This window comes from Methylobacterium sp. WL6 (assembly GCF_008040095.1).
Taxonomy (GTDB): Bacteria; Pseudomonadota; Alphaproteobacteria; order Rhizobiales; family Beijerinckiaceae; genus Methylobacterium.
Genome location: NZ_VRVH01000207.1, coordinates 1 through 8,220, shown reverse-complemented (window position 1 = coordinate 8,220; position 8,220 = coordinate 1). Strand labels below are relative to the sequence as shown.

7 protein-coding genes are annotated in these 8,220 nt (G+C 70.3%); 1 reads left to right on the top strand and 6 read right to left on the bottom strand.

Annotated features, from left to right (window positions below; genetic code table 11):
- Both FV230_RS20730 and FV230_RS20725 read right to left on the bottom strand, forming a co-directional pair.
- The coding region (locus FV230_RS20730; protein ID WP_147843729.1) for a PAS domain-containing hybrid sensor histidine kinase/response regulator at positions 1-1,031 on the bottom strand (1,031 nt) is incomplete at its 3' end.
- Positions 1,032-1,035: 4 nt separating this feature from the next.
- A complete protein-coding gene (locus FV230_RS20725) occupies positions 1,036-1,836 on the bottom strand; it encodes an alpha/beta hydrolase (protein ID WP_187275565.1) in 801 nt (266 codons plus the stop codon).
- Between the two features lie 266 nt (positions 1,837-2,102).
- Between FV230_RS20725 and FV230_RS20720 the strand changes: the two genes are divergently transcribed.
- Positions 2,103-3,578 (top strand): amino acid permease, encoded by a 1,476-nt coding sequence (locus FV230_RS20720; protein ID WP_147727626.1) that lies wholly within the window; start codon positions 2,103-2,105, stop codon positions 3,576-3,578.
- A gap of 238 nt (positions 3,579-3,816) precedes the next feature.
- Here the strand turns inward: FV230_RS20720 and FV230_RS20715 are convergent, their stop codons facing one another.
- The 4 genes from FV230_RS20715 to FV230_RS20700 all read right to left on the bottom strand — a co-directional run bounded on the left by FV230_RS20715 (position 3,817) and on the right by FV230_RS20700 (position 7,660).
- Positions 3,817-4,842, bottom strand: a complete 1,026-nt coding sequence (locus FV230_RS20715; RefSeq protein ID WP_281408308.1) for a sulfate/molybdate ABC transporter ATP-binding protein — start codon at positions 4,840-4,842, stop codon at positions 3,817-3,819.
- Positions 4,843-4,858: 16 nt separating this feature from the next.
- Entirely contained in the window at positions 4,859-5,731 is an 873-nt protein-coding gene (gene cysW / locus FV230_RS20710; RefSeq protein ID WP_147727627.1) for a sulfate ABC transporter permease subunit CysW, read from the bottom strand.
- Positions 5,724-6,578: a sulfate ABC transporter permease subunit CysT gene (cysT, locus tag FV230_RS20705; RefSeq protein WP_147727628.1), complete on the bottom strand. Its 855-nt coding sequence runs from the start codon at positions 6,576-6,578 to the stop codon at positions 5,724-5,726. Before cysT ends, cysW begins: the two co-directional genes overlap by 8 nt.
- Before the next feature lie 125 nt (positions 6,579-6,703).
- Entirely contained in the window at positions 6,704-7,660 is a 957-nt protein-coding gene (locus tag FV230_RS20700; protein ID WP_147843730.1) for a sulfate ABC transporter substrate-binding protein, read from the bottom strand.
- Positions 7,661-8,220: the final 560 nt, after the last annotated feature.

Below are 8,220 nucleotides of genomic sequence, written 5' to 3'. Positions count from 1 at the left end.
AGGGCCGCGGCGCGGCGCGCGGCGCCCTGGGCGGCGGCCATGTAGCGCGCGACGTCCTCGACCCGGCCCTGCCGCATCCGGGTCTGCATCATCTCCAGCGAGCCGGCGATGCCCGCGAGCAGGTTGTTGAAGTCGTGCGCGAGGCCGCCGGTGAGCTGGCCCACCGCCTCCATCTTCTGCGACTGGCGCAGGGCGTCGGCCTGCTCCCGCTCGAGCGTGGTGTCGCGCCCCGAGGCGTAGACGCGGCCGTCCTCGAACGCGGCGGTCCAGGCGAACGACCGGTACGAGCCGTCCTTGTGGCGGAAGCGGTACTCGTACGGAACCGTGAGCGGCCGCTCCAGGATGGCGGCGAAGGCCGCCAGGGTCGCGGCGAGGTCGTCCGGGTGGGTGTAGGCGGCAAACGACCGGCCGATCAGCTCGTCGTCGCGCCAGCCCAGCAGCTCGGCCCAGGTCGGGTTGACGCTCTCCAGGGTGCCGTCCGGCAGCGCCACGATCAGCAATTCCTGCGACAGCCGCCAGGCCCGGTCGCGCTGGGCCGTCCGCTCGGCGACCCGCGTCTCCAGGGTGAGGTTGAGCTCCCGCAGCGCGGCGGTGGCCTCGTCGGCGGCGCGCCGCGCCGCGAGCAGGTCGCGCTCGTAGCGCCGGCGGTCGGAGGCGTTGAACACGGTGATCCGGATGAAGCGGATCTCGCCCGCCTCGTCCCGGCGGACCACCGCGTTGACCAGCACCGGCAGCGTCTGGCCGTCCGCGCGCACGAGGTCGAGGGCGACCTCGTTGAAGAAGCCCTGCATCCGCAGCAGCGGCGCGAAATGGGTCTCGTAGTAGATCTTGCCGGCGATGGTCAGCAGGTCGAGGAAGCGGCGCCCGACGAGGTGGCCGGCCGGGTATCCGGTCCAGGTCGCCAGCGTCCGGTTGACCTTCGACAGGCGCCCGCTCGGCAGGGCCGAGGCGTAGCCGCAGGGCGCGTTCTCGAACAGGTCGGCGAGGTCGTCGGCCTCCTGCACCCCGGAGGTGGGCGTCGCCTCGTCCACGTCATCACCCTCGGAGGAACGCCTCGATCGCCGCGACCGTCGCCTCGGGCGCGCTGAGGTTCGGGCAATGCCCGGTCGCGTCGAGCAGGACGAGCGCGCTGCCCGGCAGGTTGCGGTGGACGTACTCGCCGACCTCCCGGGGGGCGATCACGTCCTCCGCGCACTGGATCACCAGGCAGCGGGCGGCGACGTTCTCGAGGTCGGCGCGGTTGTCGGACAGGAACGTGGTCCGGGCGAAGCGCTTGGCGATGTCCGGATCGGTGCGGCAGAAGCTGTTGGTCAATTCCGCGCCGAGCTCGGGGCGGTCGGCGTTGCCCATGATCGTCGGGGCCATCGCCTGGGACCAGCCCATGTGGTTGCTGTCGAGGAAGTTGAGCAGTTCCTCCACCTGCGCCGCGGTGAAGCCGCCGACGTAGCCGTCCTCCGCGTCGTCGACGTAGCGCGGCGAGGGGCAGACCAGGACGAGGGTATCGAACAGCTCGGACGCCGCCTTCGCGGCGAGGATGCCGACCATGGCGCTGACCGAGTGGCCGACGAAGACGCCGCGCCGCACGCCGAGGGCGCGGGCGAGCGCGACCACGTCGTCGGCGTAGCCGTCGAGCGTGGCGTACCGCGCCGGGTCGTAGGCCGACAGGTCCGAGCCGCCGGCGCCGACATGGTCGAACAGCACCGTCCGGTAGCGATCCTCGAAGGCGGGCGCCACGAAGCGCCACATGTTCTGATCGCAGCCGAAGCCGTGGGCGAAGACCATCGCGGTCTCGCCGGCCCCGGCGATCTTCGTGTTGTGCCGTTGTACGACCGACAAACCCGCGTTCCCCCGCCGAAAACCGGTCTAGCACGCATCGCCGTGCCGTGCGCGGGGCCCGGATACCGGTAAAACCCGGCCGGCGGGCTCACGAACTCGACAGCCCGGCCGAGGCGCCGCCGGGACGGCACGCTCCTTGCCGGGCGGGGGCGGGCCGAACGTCACCGGGGGCCGAGCGAAACCGGGGGATCAGTGGCGTCGCCGGCTGGCATCCCCGAGAGCCGCCCGACATGGTGCCGGATGCCGCCGCGCGGATCGGAGCGACCATGGCTGACACGGATCAACCCTCCGGCCTGACGGGGCGCAAGACCGTCGAAGACATCCTCGCCGGGGGCGAGAGCGACGGGCATCAGCTCTCGAAATCGCTCGGCCTGTTCTCGATCATCGCGATGGGCATCGGCGCGGTGATCGGCGCGGGCATCTTCGTGCTCACCGGCACGGCGGCCGCGCAATATGCCGGGCCGGGGATCATGCTGTCCTTCGTCGCCGGCGGCATCGCCTGCGCCTTCGTCGGCCTGTGCTACGCCGAGATGGCCGCGCTCATCCCCGTGGCGGGATCGAGCTACACCTACACCTACGCGACGCTGGGCGAGTTCTTCGCCTGGATCATCGGCTGGGACCTGATCCTCGAATACGCCATGGGCGCGGCCACCGTGGCGGTGGGCTGGTCCGGCTACGTCGTCAGCCTGCTCAAGGATGTCGGGCTCGTCATCCCGCCCCGCTTCACCGCCGCGCCCGGCACCGCGGTGAAGCTCGCGGACGGGTCGGACGCCACCGCGCTGATGAACCTGCCGGCGGTGCTGATCGTCGGGCTGCTCACGCTGATGCTGGTGCGCGGCACCAAGGAATCGGCCCGGCTCAACAACGTCATGGTGGCGGTGAAGCTCACCGTGGTGCTGGCCTTCATCGTGCTCGGCTACGGCTACATCAAGCAGGCCAACTGGACCCCGTTCATTCCTGACAACGACGGCAGCTTCGGCCATTTCGGGTGGAGCGGCGTGCTGCGCGGCGCGGGCGTGGTGTTCTTCGCCTTCATCGGCTTCGACGCGGTCTCCACCGCCGCGCAGGAGGCGAAATCGCCCCAGCGCGACATGCCGATCGGCATCCTCGGCTCGCTCGCGATCTGCACGGTGCTCTACGTGCTGGTCGCCGCGGTGCTCACCGGCGTGGTCCCCTACAAGGACCTCAACGTCCCCGACCCGATCGCCAAGGGCGTCGACGTGATCGGCATCGCCTGGTTCTCGGCGCTGATCAAGCTCGGGGCGCTCACCGGGCTGACCACCGTGATCCTGGTGCTGCTCTACGGCCAGAGCCGGATCTTCTACACTATGGCCAACGACGGGCTGCTGCCGCGCCTGTTCGCCCACGTGCACCCGACCTACCAGACGCCCTATCGCAGCCAGATCCTGATCGGCGCGGCGGTGGCGATCGTGGCGGCGCTGGTGCCGATCGGGATCCTCGGCGAGATGGTCAGCATCGGCACGCTCGCCGCCTTCATCCTGGTCTGCGGCTCGGTGATCTACCTGCGCCGCTCGGACAAGGAGATGTACCGGCCGTTCCGCGTGCCGGGCGTGCCGACGGTGCCGATCCTCGGCATCCTGTCCTGCCTGTTCCTGATGGCGGGCCTGCCCCTCGACACCTGGCTGCGGCTCGTCGTGTGGATGGCGATCGGCTTCGCGATCTACTTCTTCTACAGCCGCAAGCATTCGGTGCTCCGCCGCCGGGACGGGACCACGGCGTGAGGGGCGGCCGTGCCGCTCCGATCGCGCGATGTCGGACGCCTCGGGGCAAGCGGTTCGCTGAGATCGCATCGATCTGCCGACCGATCGCCGCCGTGCACGGATCGTCGGAGGCGCAAGCGCGGGCAACGAGGCGGGAATTCGATCGCTTGTTGGCGACAGGGGCCAGGCGCCGCTTCCGACGAGCTATCCGGTACCGTCAGGCAGAGATGCGTGAGCCCCACGCCCTCGTGGAGGAAGCTTACCCGAACACGTACCCCCCGTTGATCCGCAGGCCGACCTCGCGGCCGGCGGCGTAGCGTTCGCCGTCGGAATCCTCGACGATCAGCAGGCCGCCGTCGGGGCGGCCGACCTCGATGCGCTGGCGGCCCTGGCTGCGGTAGGACGAGCGGACGGTGCCGGTGAGGTGGGCGGTGGCGGGCTCCACCAGCTGGAGCTGCCAGGGCCGCACGAACAGCTTCACCGGGCCGATGAGGCCGGCGGGCGCGGCGACCGGGGTCGGCTTGCCGTTGACGCGGACCCGGCCGCCCTCGGCGATCGCCTCGACCTCGATGGCGTCGCCGAGGAAGCGCAGCACGGTGGCCGAGGCCGGGTTCTCCTGGACCTCGTCCGGGGTGCCGACCTGCTCGAGCCGCCCCTTGTCGAGCACGGCGACGCGGTCGGAGAGCTCCAGCGCCTCGTCCTGGTCGTGGGTGACGAAGATCGTGGTCTGGCCGGTGCGGTCGTGGATCTCGCGCAGCCAGCGGCGCAGGTCCTTGCGGACCTGCGCGTCGAGCGCGCCGAACGGCTCGTCGAGGAGCAGGACGCGCGGCTCGACGGCGAGCGCGCGGGCGAGCGCGATGCGCTGGCGCTGGCCGCCGGAGAGCTGCGAGGGATAGCGGTCGGCGAAGCCCGACAGCCGGATCAGGTCGAGCAGCTCGCCGACGCGGCGCTTGATCTCCGGCGCCGGCGGCCGCTCCGCGCGCTTTCGCGCGTTCAGCCCGTAGGCGATGTTGTCGGCCACGCTCATGTGCTTGAACAGCGCGTAGTGCTGGAACACGAACCCGACCGCGCGCTGCTGCACCGGCAGGAAGGTGGCGTCGTCGCCGCCGAACAGGATGCGGCCGCGGTCCGGCGTGTCGAGCCCGGCGATGATGCGCAGCAGCGTCGTCTTGCCCGAGCCCGAGGGGCCGAGCAGGCCGAGCAGCTCGCCCGCGCGCACGTCGAGGTTGAAGTCGTGCAGCACGGCGGCCGTGTCGAAGGTCTTCGACAGGCCCTCGACGCGGATCGCGGTCGAGTTCGCGTTAATGCCGTGCCCGCGACCCGAGCTCCGCCCCGTAGCGCCATTCGAGGAGGGATTTGAGGGCGAGGGTGACAAGGGCGAGTCCGGCAAGGAGCGAAGCGACGGCGAAGGCGGCGACGAAATTGTACTCATTGTAGAGGATCTCCACGTGGAGCGGGATGGTGTTGGTCAGGCCGCGGATATGCCCGGACACCACCGAGACCGCACCGAACTCGCCCATGGCGCGGGCGTTGCAGAGAAGCACGCTGTAGAGCAGGCCCCAGCGGATGTTGGGGAGCGTCACCGTGCGGAAGGTGTGGAGGCCGGTGGCGCCGAGCGTCAGCGCCGCCTCCTCCTCGGCGTTGCCCTGCTCCTGCATCAGCGGGATCAGCTCGCGGGCGACGAACGGGAAGGTGACGAACACCGTCGCCAGCACGATGCCGGGCAGCGCGAACAGGATCTGGATGCCGTGGTCCTGCAGCCAGCCGCCGAACAGGCCGCGGCTCCCGAACAGCAGCACGTAGATCAGCCCCGAGACCACCGGCGAGACCGAGAACGGCAGGTCGATCAGCGTGATCAGCAGGCTCTTGCCGGGAAACTCGAACTTGGCGATGGCCCAGGCGGCCGCGACCCCGAAGACGAGGTTGAACGGCACGGCGATCGCCGCCACCGTCAGCGTCAGGCGGATCGCGGTCCAGGCGTCGGGCTCGGAGAAGGCCTCGAGATAGGCGCCCACGCCGCGGGAGAGCGCCTGGGCGAACACCGTGAACAGCGGCAGCACCAGGAACAGCGCCAGGAACACCACCGCGGTGCCGATCAGCAGCCCGCGCACGAGGCGGCCCTCGCTGGCGGCCTCCTCCTGCGCCGGCGCGGCCGTCAGGCTCAGATCAGACATAACCGAACCTCCGGCGGCTCCAGGCCTGGATCAGGTTGATCGCCAGCAGGGTCAGGAACGAGATCCCGAGCATGATCGTGGCGATGGCGGCCGCGCCCCCGTAATCGAACTCCGAGAGCTTGATGACGATCAGCAGCGGCGCGATCTCGGAGACGTAGGGCAGGTTGCCGGCGATGAAGATGATCGAGCCGTACTCGCCGACGCCGCGGGCGAAGGCCAGCGCGAAGCCGGTGAGCACCGCCGGGATCAGCGGCGGCAGCACCACCTTGATCAGCGTCGTCCACCGGGTGGCGCCCAGCGTCGCGGAGGCCTCCTCGACCTCCTTGTCGATCTCGGCGATCAGCGGCTGCACGGTGCGCACGGCGAACGGCAGGCCGATGAACACCATGGCGATGAAGATGCCGACCGGCGTGTAGGCCGCCTGGATGCCGAGACGCGCCAGCTGCGCGCCGACGAGGCCGTTCGGGGCATAGAGCGAGGCCAGCGCGATGCCCGCCACCGCGGTCGGCAGGGCGAAGGGCAGGTCGACCACGGCGTCGACGAGCTTGCGGCCCGGGAAGCGGTAGCGGGTCAGCACCCAGGCGACGAGGAAGCCGAACACCGAGGCGGTGAGCGCGGCGAGCAGCGACACGCCGAAGCTGATCCTGAGGGCGCTGGCCACGCGCGGGTCGGTGGCGACGTACCAGATCCCCGAGAGGCCGAGGCCCGAGGCCTTGGCGACGAGGGCGGCCAGCGGCAGCAGCACCACCAGCCCGAGGCAGGTCAGCGTGTAGCCGAAGGTGAGCCCGAAGCCGGGGATCACGCTGGCTTGTCGGAAGCGCCGCTTCGGGCGGGGTGGGGCGACCATGGGAAGTCTCTCGAGAAACGTTCGGATCGGTCGACGCGGCCGGCCCGATCGCGGGTCCCTTCTCCCGGCGACCTCGGGCCTGCCCGGGATCGGCTGCCCGGATGGAGAGAAGGGATCGGTCGGCGCTACCGCCCCTGGCGGCTCAGCTGGTCGAACAGGCCGCCGGTGTCGAAGTTCCGCTTCTGGATCTCGTCCCAGTTGCCCTGGAGATCCTCGATCTTGAACAGCTTGATGTCCGGCAGCTGCTTGAGGTCGGCCTCGGCCGCCGCGGCGGGCTTGAACGGGCGGTAATGGTGCTTGGCGAAGATCGCCTGCGCCTTGTCGGTGTAGAGGAAGGCCAGGTAGGCCTCGGCCTGCTTGCGGGTGCCCTTGCGGTCGACGTTGGCGTCGACCAGCGCCACCGGCGGCTCGGCGTAGATCGAGGTCGGCGGCACGACGATGTCGAACTTGTCGGCGCCGAACTCCTGGAGCACGAGGTAGGCCTCGTTCTCCCAGGTCGGCAGCACGTCGCCCAGGCCCCGCTGGGCGAAGGTGACGGTGGAGCCGCGGGCGCCGGTGTCGAGCACCGGCACGTTCTTGTAGACGGTGCCGACGAAGGCGTCGGCCTTGGCCGCGTCCTTGTCCTGGTTGTAGGCGTAGCCCCAGGCGGCGAGGAAGTTCCAGCGCCCGCCGGCCGAGGTCTTGGGGTTCGGGGTGATGACCTTGATGTCGGGCTTGGCGAGGTCGCCCCAGTCCTTGACGCCCTTCGGGTTGCCCTTGCGCACGAGGAACACCACCGTCGAGGTGTAGGGCAGGCCGGCATTCGGCTGCTTGCCGCGCCAATCCTCGGGGATGCGCTTGGTGAGCTTGGCGATCGCGTCGATGTCGGAGGGGATGCCGAGCGTCACCACGTCGGCGTCGACCCCGTCGATCACCGTGCGGGCCTGCGAGCCCGAGCCGCCATGCGAGGCGCGCACCGTCACGGTCTCGCCGGTCCTGGCCTTCCAGTCCTCGGCGAAGGCCGCGTTGATGTCGCGGTAGAGCTCGCGCGTCGGATCGTACGAGACGTTGAGCAGGGCCGTCTCGGCGTGCGCGCCGACCATCGTGAGCAGGCCGCCGGCCAGGCACAGCCCCGCCAAGGCCGCCCGCCGCCCGATCCGCCCCGTCCGCCGTGTTCCGTGCCGCTCGCTCACGCCGATCCTCCGGTCATCACCGCGGGATGCGCGCCGGCCTCGGCCCGTATCCCTTACGAAGAGACCGGGTTTTCGTTCTTTTTACAGAACGTTGTCAACTGGTCGAGCGGCGCCGCACGACCGGAACACGGCGCTTCGACGCGCCATCGCTTGCCGAACCCGCTGGTATTTTACACGCGAAAAACCGGATCTTCTCCGAACCGTCCCATCCGAAGAAGATATTTGCGGTGACCAGCCCGTTTCTTAGAACGAACGTTTTAGCGTCTCGGGCCGAACGGTGCCGCGCCTGCGAGGCGATAACGGACAGGCGACGGCGCAGCCGCGATCCCGTCCACGCATGCATGGACGCGGAGGAACCGCGGGCGGCGGGCGCCCTAGCTGTCGAGGTATCCCGCCTCGGCCAGCGCTTCGGCCACGGCCTCGAACCAGGGGTCGCCGGGGGCGGGGCCGTCGGCCTGCGGGGCGAAGGC